15 protein-coding genes are annotated in these 15,839 nt (G+C 40.5%); 4 read left to right on the top strand and 11 right to left on the bottom strand.

Annotation, left to right across the window (positions count from 1 at the left end; all coding sequences use genetic code 11):
• Positions 1-12 precede the first annotated feature (12 nt).
• Positions 13-420, bottom strand: a complete 408-nt coding sequence (locus HUU81_RS14275; RefSeq protein ID WP_199609596.1) for a cytidine deaminase — start codon at positions 418-420, stop codon at positions 13-15.
• Positions 421-633: 213 nt separating this feature from the next.
• Here HUU81_RS14275 and HUU81_RS14280 point away from each other — a divergent pair, with 213 nt between their 5' ends.
• Positions 634-1,434 carry a crotonase/enoyl-CoA hydratase family protein gene (locus HUU81_RS14280; RefSeq protein WP_199609597.1) on the top strand — a complete coding sequence of 267 codons (801 nt, stop codon included), beginning with the start codon at positions 634-636 and terminating at the stop codon, positions 1,432-1,434.
• 52 nt (positions 1,435-1,486) lie between these two features.
• Here HUU81_RS14280 and HUU81_RS14285 read toward each other — a convergent pair whose 3' ends face one another.
• From HUU81_RS14285 to HUU81_RS14310, 6 genes are all read right to left on the bottom strand, one after another.
• Positions 1,487-1,837, bottom strand: a complete 351-nt coding sequence (locus tag HUU81_RS14285) for a DUF6122 family protein (protein ID WP_199609598.1) — start codon at positions 1,835-1,837, stop codon at positions 1,487-1,489.
• An 18-nt stretch (positions 1,838-1,855) separates the two neighbouring features.
• Positions 1,856-2,839: a TIGR00341 family protein gene (locus HUU81_RS14290; RefSeq protein WP_199609599.1), complete on the bottom strand. Its 984-nt coding sequence runs from the start codon at positions 2,837-2,839 to the stop codon at positions 1,856-1,858.
• 6 nt (positions 2,840-2,845) lie between these two features.
• On the bottom strand, positions 2,846-4,540 hold the full coding sequence (locus HUU81_RS14295; RefSeq protein ID WP_199609600.1) for an NAD-dependent malic enzyme: 1,695 nt from the start codon (positions 4,538-4,540) through the stop codon (positions 2,846-2,848).
• A gap of 323 nt (positions 4,541-4,863) precedes the next feature.
• On the bottom strand, positions 4,864-6,171 hold the full coding sequence (gene deoA / locus HUU81_RS14300) for a thymidine phosphorylase (protein ID WP_199609601.1): 1,308 nt from the start codon (positions 6,169-6,171) through the stop codon (positions 4,864-4,866).
• A 203-nt stretch (positions 6,172-6,374) separates the two neighbouring features.
• Positions 6,375-7,358 (bottom strand): hypothetical protein, encoded by a 984-nt coding sequence (locus HUU81_RS14305; RefSeq protein WP_199609602.1) that lies wholly within the window; start codon positions 7,356-7,358, stop codon positions 6,375-6,377.
• 352 nt (positions 7,359-7,710) lie between these two features.
• Complete coding sequence (locus tag HUU81_RS14310; RefSeq protein ID WP_199609603.1) at positions 7,711-8,127, bottom strand: hypothetical protein; 417 nt, start codon at positions 8,125-8,127, stop codon at positions 7,711-7,713.
• Positions 8,128-8,319: 192 nt separating this feature from the next.
• Between HUU81_RS14310 and HUU81_RS14315 the strand changes: the two genes are divergently transcribed.
• Positions 8,320-8,973, top strand: coding sequence for a PEP-CTERM sorting domain-containing protein (locus tag HUU81_RS14315; protein ID WP_199609604.1), 654 nt, complete (start codon positions 8,320-8,322; stop codon positions 8,971-8,973).
• An 11-nt stretch (positions 8,974-8,984) separates the two neighbouring features.
• Here HUU81_RS14315 and hmpA read toward each other — a convergent pair whose 3' ends face one another.
• The gene (gene hmpA, locus HUU81_RS14320; RefSeq protein ID WP_199609605.1) at positions 8,985-10,184 is read right to left on the bottom strand and encodes an NO-inducible flavohemoprotein; all 1,200 of its coding nucleotides are present in this window, start codon (positions 10,182-10,184) and stop codon (positions 8,985-8,987) included.
• 177 nt (positions 10,185-10,361) lie between these two features.
• On the opposite strand from hmpA, the gene norR reads away from it, so the two are divergent.
• Positions 10,362-12,041, top strand: a complete 1,680-nt coding sequence (gene norR, locus HUU81_RS14325; protein ID WP_233520516.1) for a nitric oxide reductase transcriptional regulator NorR — start codon at positions 10,362-10,364, stop codon at positions 12,039-12,041.
• A gap of 32 nt (positions 12,042-12,073) precedes the next feature.
• Here the strand turns inward: norR and HUU81_RS14330 are convergent, their stop codons facing one another.
• A complete protein-coding gene (locus HUU81_RS14330) occupies positions 12,074-12,790 on the bottom strand; it encodes a type 1 glutamine amidotransferase (RefSeq protein ID WP_199609606.1) in 717 nt (238 codons plus the stop codon).
• A 97-nt stretch (positions 12,791-12,887) separates the two neighbouring features.
• Entirely contained in the window at positions 12,888-14,123 is a 1,236-nt protein-coding gene (locus HUU81_RS14335; protein ID WP_199609607.1) for a hypothetical protein, read from the bottom strand.
• 383 nt (positions 14,124-14,506) lie between these two features.
• On the opposite strand from HUU81_RS14335, the gene HUU81_RS14340 reads away from it, so the two are divergent.
• Positions 14,507-15,151, top strand: coding sequence for a hypothetical protein (locus HUU81_RS14340; protein ID WP_199609608.1), 645 nt, complete (start codon positions 14,507-14,509; stop codon positions 15,149-15,151).
• 128 nt (positions 15,152-15,279) lie between these two features.
• On the opposite strand, the gene HUU81_RS14345 is transcribed toward HUU81_RS14340, so the two are convergent.
• Positions 15,280-15,780 (bottom strand): lactoylglutathione lyase family protein, encoded by a 501-nt coding sequence (locus HUU81_RS14345; protein WP_199609609.1) that lies wholly within the window; start codon positions 15,778-15,780, stop codon positions 15,280-15,282.
• Positions 15,781-15,839 lie beyond the last annotated feature (59 nt).

The following is a 15,839-nucleotide window of genomic DNA, read 5'->3' on the forward strand; positions in this document are numbered from 1 at the left end:
GTTATCGTCTGCTTATTCGTCTAACAAGTTACTTTTTTCAAATGCCAAAGGCAGTAATTCAGCCAAATTAATGGATTGAATTTCGCCTTTTGCCGTTGCCATATGAATAATGGTATTACTGTCACCAAATTCGCGAAGCTTCTGGCGACAACCACCACAAGGCGGACAAATATCATCGTTCGGGCTAATAACCAACACTTCATCAATATGTGTAGTACCTGCGGCAATCATGGCAGCAATTGCACCAGCTTCAGCGCATTGACCTAAGGGATAAGATGCATTTTCAATATTACAGCCTGTATAGACTTGGTTGTCATTGGCTAAAATGGCAGCCCCTACTTTAAATTTTGAATAGGGTGCGTAGGCGTTTTGTTGGATTTTTTGTGCAGCATCAAGTAACTGCGTTGTACTGTTTTTCATACTATATTTTTTATAGTTCTATGGACGAAGAATACTATAGATACTTAGCTTGCCGCGCAACTCTTATTGAAAAAAATAATCCTGCCAACTTCCACAGCATTAGCCTTTTAACGCTCACTGTACGAGCCATCTTTTCGCTAGGTACAATAAGATAATTGACAAAACTTCAGCATCGTTAGAAGCTTGGTTCAATAAAAACAAACGGTTAAAAGCATGAATACGAGAGTCAAACTTAACATCAACCAAGGCGTTGCGACGGTAACCTTAACAAGGCCAGAAGCAAAAAATGCGTTAGACATGGCAATGTTTACTGAAATTGACCGCACCATTAAGCAATTAAAAACAGACCGCAGCTTACGAGCGGTTATTTTATGCGCTGAAGGAGAGGATTTCTCAACAGGAATAGATGTTAAGTCTATTATGGGCAGTGCAAAAAATGCCATTAAACTGCTTTATAAATGGTTACCTTGGCAAGCCAATTTAGCGCAACGTGTATGTGTAGGTTGGCGTGACATTCCTGTACCAGTCATCGCATTAATACAAGGACGATGTTGGGGAGGCGCTTTGCAAATTGCGTTAGGTGCAGATTTCAGAATAGCGACACCAAACGCACAACTTGCCATTTTAGAAACGCGCTGGGGACTTATTCCTGATATGGGTGGAAACTTAGTATTACGGGAATTATTAACTAAAGATCAGGCAATGAAGTTGGCTATGACCGGCCAAGAGGTCACCGCAGCACAAGCGCTTGAAATGCAGTTAATCAGTCAGGTAAGTGATAATCCACTCCAAGATGCCGAGCAGTTAATCGCACAAATTAGCAGCCGCTCACCCGATGCCATCGCGGCAATTAAAAAGCTTTATCATTCAACGTGGTCAAAGCCTGATAAGCACTTTTTATCAAAAGAAACGCTTTATCAAATCAAAGTATTGATGGGCAAAAATCAACGCCAAGCCGTTTCAAAGCAAACTAAAAAGCCCGATCTTCAGTACAGTGAACGTCAACGGTGGTGATCTTTCTGGTGAGCATTGTGGTAACCCTCAAGGTAGCGACATAGCTTAAGGGTTACGTCATGTACCAAATTCCGTTTGTCATTTGGCAATCAATCGAGTCTAAGATCATGTGAATGATTAAACCCGTCCCCATCAAACGAATAAGATTAAATTTTGGAATAAAGCGCGGCGCTATGCTCATGACTGCGTAAAGTAGAATAAATGGCCATTGATGCAATGGATGAAAGCCAATACTACAACGCAGCGGATCATAAATAGGTGTTGCAAGTAAATGATCTACATCTACCACCATGGTTAAGATCATAATGATAAACGCATAACGCCATTGCTTTCTAAAGATAATAAGTGCAACTAGCAACGGCACCACAAAATGCAAAACTAAATGGATAAATGCCTCCCACAAAGATAACAGTTAGAATATTTAAAAAGGCTTCGTGATAAATATCACTAAAATCATTAAAGTCATCAACCAAATGACAATGTACTTGAACATGCCTTTATTTGATTCCGCCTTTTTGCGCCAACCAACAGGCCTGATGCCCTTAGCAAAAAACACCAGTTTGCAGGATAAGTTTACGCACACAATATTAATTGCTAATAAGAGTGCTGCACCAAGTGCTAAATCGAACTGAGACTGACCAAGCATGATGCCAATTGTTGCTGCCGGTGGTAATAACGCTACAGCCACCATCACTCCAACCAAAACACTTGATAAGCCTGTGGTTAAAGACAGCGCCGCCGCAGCACCAGAAGCAAGCGCAAGCACCACAGAGTCCATACCAACTTGAGTACGAGCAATTAGTTCAGGACTAGACAGGTCGATGTTTGCAAACACCCCGACCCCAATCGACATAATTACAACAAGTAACATTCCAACAAATAAGGTGATGATAGCTTTTCTCATCAACACTAAATCGGCTAATGCCGTACCCAGTCCGAACGCCAAATTAGGCCCTAAAAATGGCGCTATTACCATGGCACCAATCACAACTGCAACATTGCTTTCTATTAAACCTATTGCTGCCACTATGGTTGACAGAATCACTAAGGTTAAGAAGTTAATATCTAATCTTGTACTTTTTTCTACACTATCAAACAGCGCTTCGCGTGCAGACATCGCAGAGTCTTCAACCGCTCTGTCCTTAGCTGACGCAGTGGGTAATGCGACCTCAACAGGCAATACCGTTAATCGTGTGCCATATTCTTGCTTAATAATAGGCTGAAGCGTATCTATAACAGGTTGAAGCTTATCATCAGCAACTAATAACCGAGCCATTTGCAATTGCTGCTCTAACTCACTATCTGACACTATGAGTAAACGGATATCTGTTAAATCATGCTGCTGAGCAGTAGTAATTAACTCAGCAACATCAGATTTACGCAGCAGTACTTCAATATACTTCATTGAGCTTTAAATACTTACTCTACGGTATTCGCGATATTCTGGTTGCCAGAATATTTTTTCAATACGCTGATGTAACACTTCATCAGAAATCTCTAAGGCTAGCCCTTGCTGCTGCGCAACCTTGGCAACTCTAAATGCAATTTTCTTACTTAATTTCGCAATATCAGTCAGTGGAGGCAGTAACTCACCTTGCCCAGTTGCGGCAAGTGGCGACTCTTCAGCAAGTGCGTCACTGGTTGCTAATAGCATTGCATCTGAAATTAAACTCGCTTTCACGGCAAGTACCCCTAAACCAATACCAGGGAATATATAGCTGTTATTACATTGTGTGATTGGAAATACAGAGCCATTATATTCAACAGGGCTAAATGGACTACCAGTTGCAACAATGGCTTGTCCTTCGGTCCATTTAATAACGTTTTCAGGTAGCGCTTCAACTTGTCTAATTGGGTTACTCAGTGGGAACACTATTGGGCGCGCGCACCCTTTATACATGCTGGTAATCACCTGCTCTGTAAATAAGCCTGCTTGACCAGACACCCCTATTAATACCGTAGGGTTAATTGAATGGATAACATCTAATAAACTGGCGTATTCACCACTATAAGTCCATTCACTAAGCGCAGATTGAGGCTGAGCTAGCTTTTGCTGGAAGTCCATTAACCCTTCCATGCCTTCAGTCACCAAACCATAACGGTCAACCATATAAATTTGGCTACGCGCTTGCTCTTCAGAAATGCCCTCTGCCACCATTTGACTAATGACTTGTTCGGCAATACCACAGCCTGCTGAACCCGCACCTACAAAAACAACTCGCTGTTGTGATAACACTTCTTGTTTTGTTTTACATGCAGCTAATAGCGTACCGACGGTGACCGCAGCAGTACCTTGAATGTCATCATTAAAACAACAGACTTTCTCACGGTAACGCTCTAGAATCGGCATTGCATTGGGCTGTGCGAAATCTTCAAATTGCACCATTGCATCAGGCCAGCGACGTTTCACTGCATGCATAAATAAGTCTACAAACTCGTCATACTCCGCTTGTCCAATTCGCTTATGGCGAGATCCCATATACATAGGGTCGTTTAATAACTTCTCATTGTTAGTTCCTACATCAAGCATAATAGGCATGGTGTAAGCTGGGCTAATACCACCACACACGGTATATAACGCTAGCTTACCAATTGGAATACCCATTCCGCCTATACCTTGGTCACCTAAACCTAAAATGCGCTCTCCGTCTGTCACCACAATAATTTTTACTTTTTGTTTGGTTGCATTACGCAGTAAATCATCAATATTGTGACGGTCTTCATAAGAAATAAATAGCCCGCGAGAACTGCGGTAAATATCTGAGAACTGTTCGCAGGCATCACCAACGGTTGGCGTGTATATAATAGGCATCATTTCTTCAATGTGCTGCTTAACCAATCGGTAATACAGTGTTTCATTGGTATCTTGAATTGAGCGCAAGTAAATGTGCTTATTGATTGGATGCTGAAAGCTTGAGTACTGCATATAGGCGCGCTCAACTTGCTCTTCAATAGTTTCATAGCGCGGTGGTAATAAGCCGGTAAGGTTAAATGCTGCACGTTCTTCAGCGGTAAATGCACACCCTTTATTTAATAATGGCGTTTCTAGTAGCGATGGGCCAGCGTATGGAATGTATAACGGGCTACGTGATTTGTTCGATGTCATTATTTTAGTGTCCTACCTGCAGTTTTTTCATGTACTTTAACGTGTGCATGAGCACCTAATTAAGCACTGAATTTTTATTTATGTAATAAGGCGTGTTGATTTTTTGATGTTAAATGTTGTTCAATCTCAAAAGATCAACAAACCCTAATCTATTAATCTAGTGGAATAAGGGTGAAATCTCAAAAATTCGGTATTTTTCTTGGATCTTAGATCCCTAATTTTATAAGAATAAATGAATTGAATGTACTTAAGAAATTAATAGCCGCTTTGAATAAAAGCGGCTATTAGGCATGCATTAATATATGCAAAAAGTAACGGTTTGCTTAGAAGCTTTCTAGAATTAACGGGATCTCCGCCAGTGCACTATCACCCACTTGGTAAGAGCCAACTAAGCGCTGCGACGCAACAATTAAGCTTTCTTCACTGTTAGCGTGCACCATCGCGATTGGTTGGCCTGCTTCTACTTTTGTGCCAACTGGTAACATTTCAGTAATACCAACACGGTAATCTAGTGCATCTTCAGGGTGACGACGACCACCACCTAATGCAACCACAGACATGCCTACTTCACGCGCATCAATTGCTTGTACAATACCTGTGTGCGTTGCCAGTACTGGCTTAATAATAGGTGCCGGTGCAAAGATGCTAGTGTAATGCTCTAATAAGTCAGCTGGGCCACCCATGCTCGCTACCATTTTTGCGAACTTCTCGGCAGCTTTGCCTGAACTTAATAACTCTGTAGATAAGGTATAAGCATCATCTAAAGACATATCTTTAGCAATTGAAATCATACTAGCGGCTTGTTGTAAAATAAGCTCAATTAAACGAGTATCTGTCGATTTACCCGTTAATATTTTAATCGTTTCAATCATTTCTAGCGCGTTACCCGCACTGTTAGACAATGGCTGACTCATATCAGTAAGTAATACGCGCGTATTAACGCCCGCTAAGTTCGCCACTCTAGCAATTGATTGCGCTAACGCCTTAGATTGATCAAAAGTCGGCATGATTGCACCACTGCCCACTTTTACATCCATGACTAAGCCGTCTAATCCTTCTGCTAACTTCTTAGAAAGAATTGAAGCAGTAACCAAAGGAATGGATTCTACCGTTGCACTAATATCACGAACGCTGTAAACACGACGGTCAGCAGGAGCGAACTCGCTAGTTTGACCGATGATCGCAATACCTAAATCTTTAACTACTTTTCTAAATTCAGCTTCGTCAGGGTATGTATTGTATCCTGGAATTGAATGCAGTTTGTCGATAGTGCCACCTGTGTGACCTAACCCTTTTCCTGCAATCATAGGCACATAAACGTCTGCCGCAGCGACCAATGGACCAAGCACTAAGCTTACTAAGTCACCAACGCCACCAGTAGAATGCTTATCTACCACGTAGCCGTCTAACTCTGGCCAACTTAATACTTTACCTGAATTTTTCATGGCATTAGTTAGGTATACGATTTCATCATCGCTCATACCGTTTAAAAAGGTCGCCATTGTGAATGCTGCGATTTGCGCATCGCTTACGGAGTTGTCGGTAATACCACCAACAAAAGCTTGAATATCCGCCTCTAATAGCGGTTTTTTGTCTCTAATTGTACGAATAATTTCTTGAGGTATTAACACTGTGATTTCTCTTTCTTGTTAATTGGAGTATTTGACGATAAATAGGATTAATTCTCAAGTGCTATCTGCAATTTTGCGATAAATTTCGTTGCTGGTCGCACCACAATTGTACAAAAGTTAGCCCCAACAAAATGAAACAAGAGCATCAACATAAATGTCGTGCTCTATGCAAAATACACTCAGACCTTGCTTAAACTTTCCAGCTACAAGATTCTCTGTTTATAACTGCGTCTATTAAGTAATCCTAGTATGCTTAATATCATCAACATGATGATGCTCGGCTCTGAAACGACAACAGCTGGTCGCTGTACCGCAATACCTCTTAAGCCGCCAAAACTTCCGCTATAAAGCGTATTAATTGTACCTAACCCATCTGCGCTGGCTTTTTGCACGCTATCGTTTGTTGTCGAACCCGGACCGTCAAATGTAATCCAAAATAACTCGTTGGTCGTTACATCGATATCAATGCTTCTTACAAAGTTAAAAGGGTCATAAAGAGTCGTGCTCACGCCAGTGCCATCTAAATTTAATCGGCCAACAATATCGTTGTTTACAAAATAAATGGCACCATTGCTAAAGTCGATAGTGATATCACGAATGCCGTTTAAGCCAGAGTGTAGCGTTTCTTTTGCAGAACCATCAGGCTTAACTCTATTTACTTCGCCGCCAATATCACTGTAATAAATAAAGTCGCTGGCGCTGTCGTAAGTGATAGAGGTAATTTTAGAAAACACATCATTAGTAACCAACATTGGCACGCCAGAACCATCCATCGCGGCCATGTATATGCCATCTTCGGCATCGGTAAAAAAATAACGGTTATTGGCAATATCAATTGCCACATCATGACGTTCATCTACATCAAATGGTGAATTTGGCGGCGTAGGTCCACTATTTGCCAACACTACAGGCGTACCAGAGCCATCAGCTTTGCCTTTCCGTACTTCCTCGTTATTACCTGTTCCCCAAAATAACTCACCATTTGCTTCGGCAATACCAATTGGTCCGCTTGGTCCACTTGAAGCGTCGCTGCCTAAATACAGCATGCTCATAGGCATCGCCCCATCGGCGTCCCCCTTCCAAATCGCGGGAGATTGTGTTCCAGTAAAATATATTTCTGTGGCAAAAGTTTGGAGTGTGCCTAACAGCGCAACAGCAACACCCAATACACGTATTAGTATTTTCATAATCGACGTCCTTCTCATCAATCAAGTACAACAGTTAGTATTTGTGCTAGTTACATTTCACTTACTGCTAGCGCTCTGCACATCAGCGCCCTACAACGCCACTAGCAAATGCTCGCTACCATTTAGTTAAAAATAAGCGCGAGCTTTATATTTCTAATCTTTTCAACTTGATATAAAGCAAGTAATAAGCCATCACCTATACATTTGATATAAAAGAATATATTTGAAGTAACATTGGGGTAAGTAAAAAAAACTGACAATCGATACAAAAATTTTACACTAAATAAATATTCGGTGTTAGAAGGCGCTACTTTACCGCATGAGTGAAAGTAGCTCTTACTTGTTTGAGTTGCTAGCTGTTCGCTTTTTTTAACGATGCGCGATAAGCAGAAAAAGTGCATAAACCAACATTTTCACCAGCAATGGTAGCTTGCGGCACACTGGTAAATACTTGCGGTAGCTTTTTATTAATTACCTTGTCTACGCAATAATCCATATATTGCTCAACTGTTTTTTCGCAATCACTCGGGATTCCCTGATAACTCGCTAAAAACCCCGCATTTGGGTTTGAACAAAAGTCAGGAATTGCACCAACCTTAAAATTATGAAACCAATCTTCACGCTTCATATACAATTTACCATTTTTAAAGTCAGGATCGACTAACTGCCTTTTAGCAGGTGGAATATATTCAGACTGCGCTACCGTTGAACTTGTAGTTGATGCGCACGCTGAAACCAAAATAGAGCCAAACAACATCAATAACTTCATTAAGCTTCTCCGTTAAATTTATTAAAACCGTCTACATTTTTTACATAATGTTAATCATATATTTAATATTAAAAAAATAACAATAAAAATCATCATGTTAAATTAATGGTACTAATTATGCTTATCGCCATTATTAAATCCCTATTTTATGGACACATTAACAATACCGATAATAAGAAGGAAGGTGAACTTATGAATAAGAAAATAACATCCCAACTAAGCAGTATACCCAAACTTATAGTCAGCTTAATTATCCTACTAACAGGCAATGTAAATTTAGCATATGCTGGGCTAATTCATTTTGATATTAACCGTAGTATTACCCTTGGCGAAGAAGGTAATACAACTCATATTGGCGCTAATTGCCATCCAGGCCATATTGGCGCTGTGATTGATGGTGAAAGTTTAATACTCGACCCAGGATGCAGCAAAATTGCACTCGATGTGCAACTTACACAAGGAGAGTTTTGGATCATCCCAGGATCTGACAACTCACTTAACGTACTTAATTATAACGACACCATTGACGCCACTCACTTTTTCTCTGGCGGACGTAATGCTTACAACTACGCAATGATATTTAATAAAACAACGCCGCATTTCAGGCAGTCATTCAGTTCAAAATACCTTGGATTTTTAACGCGTTCTGGAAAATATGGTTACATAGAAGTAAGCTGGAGCTATAAAGATCAAAATGATGTAGGCACACTTTCATTTATCAAAGGTGCCTATCAAGATACCGTCGGTGCAAGCATAAAAGCTGGTAACCCGATTCCTGAGCCAGCAACGTGGGCATTGATAATATTTGGATTATTAGGCCTGATAATTACTCGCACCAAGCCCTGATAGTAAACACATCAAAGCGTTGCATGCGGGCCAAATACTTCATAATGAATACGCTCGTTTGCCACGCCTAATGCAAGCAATGCATTTTTAGTATATTGCATAAATGCCACCGGGCCGCAAACATAAAAGTCTCCGTTATCAATCGGTAATTCAATCTGACTAAAGTTAATCAAGCCATGGTGAGTTGATGATAATGGTGTAGCCAATTTTTCAGTCCGATACCATACATGGTGTTGCCACTTGTGCGCCTCGCATAATGACTGTGTACGATCAGCAAATGAATGTTGGTTAGCCCTTTCACAAGCATGAACAAAATGCACAGCTTGGTTATACTGCTTCTCGGCTAGGGCTTCCAACATTGCTTGCATTGGCGTTATACCTACGCCAGCTGAGATCAATACAACGGGGGCTTGTCGATCAACAAAATAAAAATCACCTGCAGGAGCATGCAAGTCGACCATATCGCCCACGGCTAAGTAATCGTGCAAATAGTTCGATACCATTCCTGCTGCGTTACCATCAATAGTACTTGGCTCTCGTTTGACTGAAATGCGATAACTAGTACCATTTGGCTTTTGAGATAACGAGTATTGACGAATTTCAGTATTTTCAAACTGCTCCGTTGTTAGCTCAATACCAATGTATTGACCTACGTGATAATCCATGACGGGCTGTCTATCTAGCGGCTCAAATATAAAACTGGTGACTAACTCAGATTCCACTCTCTTTTCAACCAAGCTAAAGGCTCGTTTGCCACGCCAGCCTCCCTCACTCTCTTCCTTAGTTGTATATAGCTCTTCTTCTCTGCCAATCAAAATTTGTGCTAACGCGCTATAGGCTTTTGTCCATGCGGCTTCAACTTCAGGCGTGAATTGCTCAGGCAATAACTCGCGTAATGTTTCAATTAAATGATCACCTACATACTGATAATGAAACGGTTGAATATGAAAGCTTGTGTGTTTTTGTGCGATTCGTTCAACGGCATGTTTTAACACGGCCAAGTTATCGATATTTTTTGCATACGCTAATATGGCTTCAAATAGCGCAATTCGCTGGCTATCAGTATGCTGATTACTCATATTAAAAATGTTTTTTAATTCTGGGTGATGTTTAAACAAGCGTTGATAAAAGTGACGCGTAATTGCTACACCGCCCGCTTCCAGTAATGGCACAGTGCTTTTTACAATTTTTATGTCGTGAGTAGTTAACATATTGACTCCAGTAGATAGTTGTTCGCGATTAAGTTGTCTACTGCATTGCAAAACTATGACCAACAATGAAAATTAATTTAAACTTATAATTATCAATCAGTTACACTTAAACCAAATCCACTTTCATAATTAAGGAGTCATTTCGACACATAGCAAAATCAAGTCATATTGACTACAATGATACTTTTACACAACACCACTTTAACTATGAATGCGATCACTGCGACTACCCTCATTGAACTGTCTTTAAAGCTGGCTCAAAGCCTAACCAAAAACGATCGCTTTGATCGTCTATTATCTACCATACGCCAAACCATTAACTGTGACGCAGTTGCATTATTATCATTTAAAGATGATCACCTTATTCCACTAGCGTGCCAAGGATTGAGCAAAGATACATTGGGGCGGCGATTTGCTATTGCAGAACACCCTCGTTTTACCGAAATTTGTCAGTCGTCCAACGCCGTTCGCTTTACTAGCGATAGCACATTACCGGATCCCTATGATGGCATGTTAATTAATAGCGAAGAAGCCTTACCCGTACACGCATGTATGGGACTACCGCTGTACTTTGATCATCAATTGCTAGGCATATTAACGTTAGATAGTTTATCGCCCGGCACATTTGACGAGATCCCCGAGCGAACACTGGAAGTGATTGCTGCAATGGCGTCGGTTAGCTTACACACCGCAATGACCCTTGAGTTATTAGAAAATAATATACAACATTCGCAGCAAGTGGTGTCTGCCCTTAGTCAGCCCAATGCGGTTGTTGAGCAGAATGAGTTAATTGGCCATAGCAGTGCAATGCAAAAATTAAAGCAAGAAATTGCACTGGTGGGGGCCTCACATTTTAACGTACTCATTGAAGGTGAAAGTGGCGCTGGCAAAGAGCTTATTGCTCATGCTATTCACCAGCATTCAGCAAGACGTCTAACTCCCATGGTTTACGTAAACTGCGCCGCATTACCCGATAACTTAATTGAAAGTGAGTTATTTGGACACGTTAAAGGTGCCTTTACTGGTGCCGATTCAACCCGCTTAGGTAAGTTTGTCATTGCCGATGGCAGTACTTTATTTTTAGATGAAGTAGGCGAATTACCGTTAACAGCACAAAGTAAATTGCTGCGTGCGATTCAAAGCAATGAAATTCAAGCAGTTGGACAAGATAAAACAACCCATGTTGACGTGCGCATTATTGCAGCAACTAACCGACAACTTGAACAGGAAGTAGAAGCTGGCCGTTTTAGAGCAGATTTATTTCATCGATTACATGTTTACCCGATAACTGTTCCACCATTACGAGAGCGACATGGAGATATAGAGCTACTTTGTGGTTTTTTTGTAGAAAAAATCAAACGCAAGCTTGGCTTTTCGCAACTTACCCTAGCACCTGATGTATTACCTTACTTAACCCAATATGACTGGCCGGGTAATGTGCGTGAATTAGAGCATTTTATTAATCGAGCGGCGTTAAAAGCAGGTGCAAACAGCACGATGCAACCCACTAAAGTGCAACGCCCACATAGCATTAATCCCGTGCGCATTACCCTTGCTGATTGCGATAAGCTAACACCTACAGCGGCTTCAACCAAGCTACCTGAAGATTCGTTAACAACGCAACAAACTACCCCGTTACAAACTACACTGCTTTCCACTCGAACGAAGCAAATAAACTTAAGAACGGAAGTCGATAACTACCAACGCGAACTCATCAGCCATATTCTCAATGACGAAAAAGGTAACTGGAGCGTCACCGCTAAACGCCTATCCACCGACCGTGCAAACCTTACAAGGCTGGCTAAAAGGTTAGGGATTTATATAGAAAAACAGGTAAAAGCTATTAAGACCGATTGAAATAGGCAATATAAAGTTGTGGCTGCATGGACTTACACTTTTAAAGTAGATTGGTAGAGCTTTTCAAGCAACTTGCACAGTGCTTGTTTTGCCGTAATAAAATCGCCATGTTTCATTTGCTGTTCAGTTTGTACAAACGGTAAGTTGGGATTTCTCGGTAAATTTTCCAGCAAACTGTCAATAATATCAGGCGTCCATTCCATGTGGCATTGCAGCCCTACAATTTGTGGCTTGCCTTGTTGAGGGAATACAAACCCCTGATTCAAACACGCGGCAGATGAAGCAACGTGCATGGCATTTTCTGGAGTGGCAAATGTATCACCGTGCCACTGCAGCACATTTATCTTTTTGCCAAAATGTGAGAATAACGGATGTTGTTGCGCACTCTCATTAAAGTTTATATCAAACCAACCCACTTCTTCATGAGGGTTTTCGGTAACGTTAGCCCCAAGTACAACAGCAGCAAGTTGCGCCCCTAAGCAAATACCAAAAATTATTTTATCCTGCTCGATTGAGTGTTTAATTAATTGCTTAACCGATATTAACCAAGGATATTCCTCTTCTTGATACACATTCATAGGTCCACCTAACAGAATTAACCAATCAAAGTTGGCGTGTTTAGGTGGAGCTTCACCGTTATAAAGTCGAGTAACACTGACTGTTGCTTGTTGTTGTGCTAACCAGCTTTCTATGTGACCTAACCCACTCTTTTTTACTGGCTGAATAACATGAACATGTAAAGACTGCATTTAATGCCTAACTTGATAAATTCTAAACGGTAGAAATAGTGTAGACATATTTTCTGAGATAAATGCAAAGAGCAGTAAAAAGCGAGTAAATACTCGCTTAAGGATAGAACCAAAATGGCGCGGTAAGAGGCTGGTCAAGATAAGGCACACGAAACATTAACTGATGCTCACCCCGCGCTAACGAAGGCAAATCAATATAAGCACTCAACCCTTTAGTGGCATATTTGGTATTAGTTTCAGGGTGCCAAGTTAAAGATTGAAGCTCACCATCAACACTCACCTGAATAAACTGGCTAAAACACGCAATGTTTTTTTCATTACTGTCTGTCATATCACACGCTTGGTCTAAGTGATGTAATAACGTTGCAGTTAAAGGCACGAATACTTTTACAGGCAATTTACGGTACACACGCTTGTCTAACATAATGTCATTCAAGTAGCCTTTCTTTACATAGTCAGATAGGTAATTTATTTTCAAACCGTGAACACCAGCCTTACTAGATGCCCAATTTGTAAATGCAAAGTACTCACCTCGCTCATCCTGTGCTCCACGAAAAACACTGCCGACCAAGCACACCAACAAAGTAATATTAATTGCTTTAGTTAACCCAGCTTGACGACCACTTAAAGCAACTTTTTCATATAAAAAATAACCTGATAACATTCTAAACACGCGGTAAATATAATAATTAATCGGCTGTAGTCGGGAGTGACAACCTCGACTAATCGCCCCTCCACTGTATATATCGAACAAAAACCAAATCATCGCGACAAAATATAGCCACTCCAGCCAGCTAGTTATCATGTTTACAATACTATTTTCAGTCAAACTTGCCAAAGCCGCATTAAATAGAGACACCCATAAAAATAATGCGGTAGCGCTGAAAATATAAAACACAAATACCAAGGCAATTGAAAATAGTTGGCTACCTATGTGGTCTACAGTATTAATGTGTTGGCTGGCTTGCCTAAAATGCACTACTTGCTGAATATTTTGTTTGCGATAACGGCTAAATGAAACGCTTCCATGACTTTTATCTATGCTCGACATTAAGCCAATCAACGCTACCCAATAGGCCCTAAATGCTAAATTCATTACTAAAAAAGCCGTTAAAATAAAACAACTCATCACGAAAAGTGCAACAACAAACATACTTAAAAAAGTGGCAATGCTGCCGTTATCAGCAATGTGATATCTGGTCCATGAACTTAAGTAATTAAAGCTGTTAAAAGATTGAAGAAGAAAAACAAGTACGAAACCAGAAATAAGTAACTCCATTTCCCAGCTTCGCTCATATAAAGACTGAATCCATGCTCGATTGCGCTTAGGCATATTGTTCCTTGCTATTTTACAAATGGTATCTGTTTGAATGAATATTATTTCAGAATAGTCTCCATAAAAGAAGGGAGTCTTGAGGGTAATCACCGTCTATGCTCTGTCGTATATCACTGACTTTGATGACAATATGTCGTGACAAGTGCCATGTTAAATACGCTAAGCAGCATTAATTCTGATATTCACTAAACTCAAAGGCTATACCCTGCATAATATACTGAGCACTATCCCCCTCAAACAAAAAACTAAATTTTAACTTTTCAAACCATTAGATTTACATACGCTTAAAATTTTGTATAATCCTGCCTCCCGCGCAAGACAGTGCGTTAAGCATGAGCAATAAGCATGGATTGCGTTATATAAACTATAAGGAATAAAAAATGAAAAACATGTTAAAAGCACTTTTAGTAACAGCTATGGCGGCCACTACATTAACAGCTTGTAACTCTACTGCACTTAAGAAAAATGACGCATACGAATTCCCTATTCAAGTATCAGCAGCCAACCCTGCACTTATCTTCCCTGTGTCTTTACATGGCGTGCCAGGTAACTCGGCAGAAGTAGGTTTATCAATTACCGCTGGCGCAGTAGCGCAAAATGGCGCTTCTGTTATTTCTGCACAACAGATGTATAGCATGGTTGGTAATATGTCTTGGACGCTAGGTGAAAACATGCGTCGTCAAGCAAATAAAGGCGAATTTAAGTTAAGCGGTTCGGCTGAAGAGTTAGCAGAATCAATGGGTAAGCTAACTAACGCGCTGAAAAGTGCAGGTGTCGTAAAAGATAAATCGTTCAACTTTAAGCATGTGATCGTATTACACGTTGACTCGTCAGGCGGTATTCAAGTTCCAGGCGTTAGAAGTGTGACTGCGTTTGGTGGCATCATTGATGTAGAAACATCAGAAATTGTTTCTTATATTGAACAAGACATGATTTTAGCAAACGACCACCAAGCTATTTTAGGCCAAATGCCAGTAGAAATGGGCAATATTATTGACCAGTTACTTGGCAAAAAAAGCGCTTAATTAAACGCTAACGTAATATTTTAAGCATGTAAAGATGCAGTTAGTGAATATAGCTGCATCTTGAAATTCATTACAAGCCCCTTGTTATAAGCCAGCGCCCTTACCAAAAGCACACGATAATTCGATTACTAATAAGCACCCGCCGCATAAGTTAACTCATAGCTATGACTATATATCTCTAAAATATTTCCGAAAGGGTCTTCCATATAAATCATTCGGTACGGCTTTTCACCCGGATAATAGTAACGCGGCTGCTCCATCCTTTTTTTGCCGCCCGCCGCCACAACCTTTTCCACCAATTCTTCAAGGTTTGGATCTTGAACACAAAAATGAAAAATGCCTGTTTTCCAATATTCAAAATTATCTTCTGGGTTCGTTTGATTCTTAAATTGAAAAATCTCCACGCCAATTCGATCACCCGTTGATAAATGGGCAATCTTAAACTTTTCCCAATTTGCTCCAAACACATCTGAACACATTTTTCCTATGGGACTGTCATCTTCCAAAATCTCTGTCGGTTTCATGATTTCATACCAACCTAATACTTCGGTATAAAACTTTACTGCGGCTTCCACATTAGGCACCGAAATACCAATGTGGGAAAAGGTTCGAGGGTAAGGTTTACTCATTATGTTTGCCTTATTGTTATGCACTCAACTATTCATACACTAGGTAATTTGTTCATCAA

It is taken from the genome of Flocculibacter collagenilyticus (assembly GCF_016469335.1).
GTDB lineage: Bacteria > Pseudomonadota > Gammaproteobacteria > Enterobacterales > Alteromonadaceae > Flocculibacter > Flocculibacter collagenilyticus.

Coding starts and splice junctions, on each gene's coding strand:
- HUU81_RS14275 (WP_199609596.1), bottom strand. CDS start 420: ATGAAAAACAGTACAACGCAGTTACTTGATGCTGCACAAAAAATCCAA.
- HUU81_RS14280 (WP_199609597.1), top strand. CDS start 634: ATGAATACGAGAGTCAAACTTAACATCAACCAAGGCGTTGCGACGGTA.
- HUU81_RS14290 (WP_199609599.1), bottom strand. CDS start 2,839: ATGAAGTATATTGAAGTACTGCTGCGTAAATCTGATGTTGCTGAGTTA.
- HUU81_RS14295 (WP_199609600.1), bottom strand. CDS start 4,540: ATGACATCGAACAAATCACGTAGCCCGTTATACATTCCATACGCTGGC.
- HUU81_RS14305 (WP_199609602.1), bottom strand. CDS start 7,358: ATGAAAATACTAATACGTGTATTGGGTGTTGCTGTTGCGCTGTTAGGC.
- HUU81_RS14310 (WP_199609603.1), bottom strand. CDS start 8,127: ATGAAGTTATTGATGTTGTTTGGCTCTATTTTGGTTTCAGCGTGCGCA.
- HUU81_RS14315 (WP_199609604.1), top strand. CDS start 8,320: ATGAATAAGAAAATAACATCCCAACTAAGCAGTATACCCAAACTTATA.
- hmpA (WP_199609605.1), bottom strand. CDS start 10,184: ATGTTAACTACTCACGACATAAAAATTGTAAAAAGCACTGTGCCATTA.
- norR (WP_233520516.1), top strand. CDS start 10,362: ATGATACTTTTACACAACACCACTTTAACTATGAATGCGATCACTGCG.
- HUU81_RS14330 (WP_199609606.1), bottom strand. CDS start 12,790: ATGCAGTCTTTACATGTTCATGTTATTCAGCCAGTAAAAAAGAGTGGG.
- HUU81_RS14335 (WP_199609607.1), bottom strand. CDS start 14,123: ATGCCTAAGCGCAATCGAGCATGGATTCAGTCTTTATATGAGCGAAGC.
- HUU81_RS14340 (WP_199609608.1), top strand. CDS start 14,507: ATGAAAAACATGTTAAAAGCACTTTTAGTAACAGCTATGGCGGCCACT.
- HUU81_RS14345 (WP_199609609.1), bottom strand. CDS start 15,780: ATGAGTAAACCTTACCCTCGAACCTTTTCCCACATTGGTATTTCGGTG.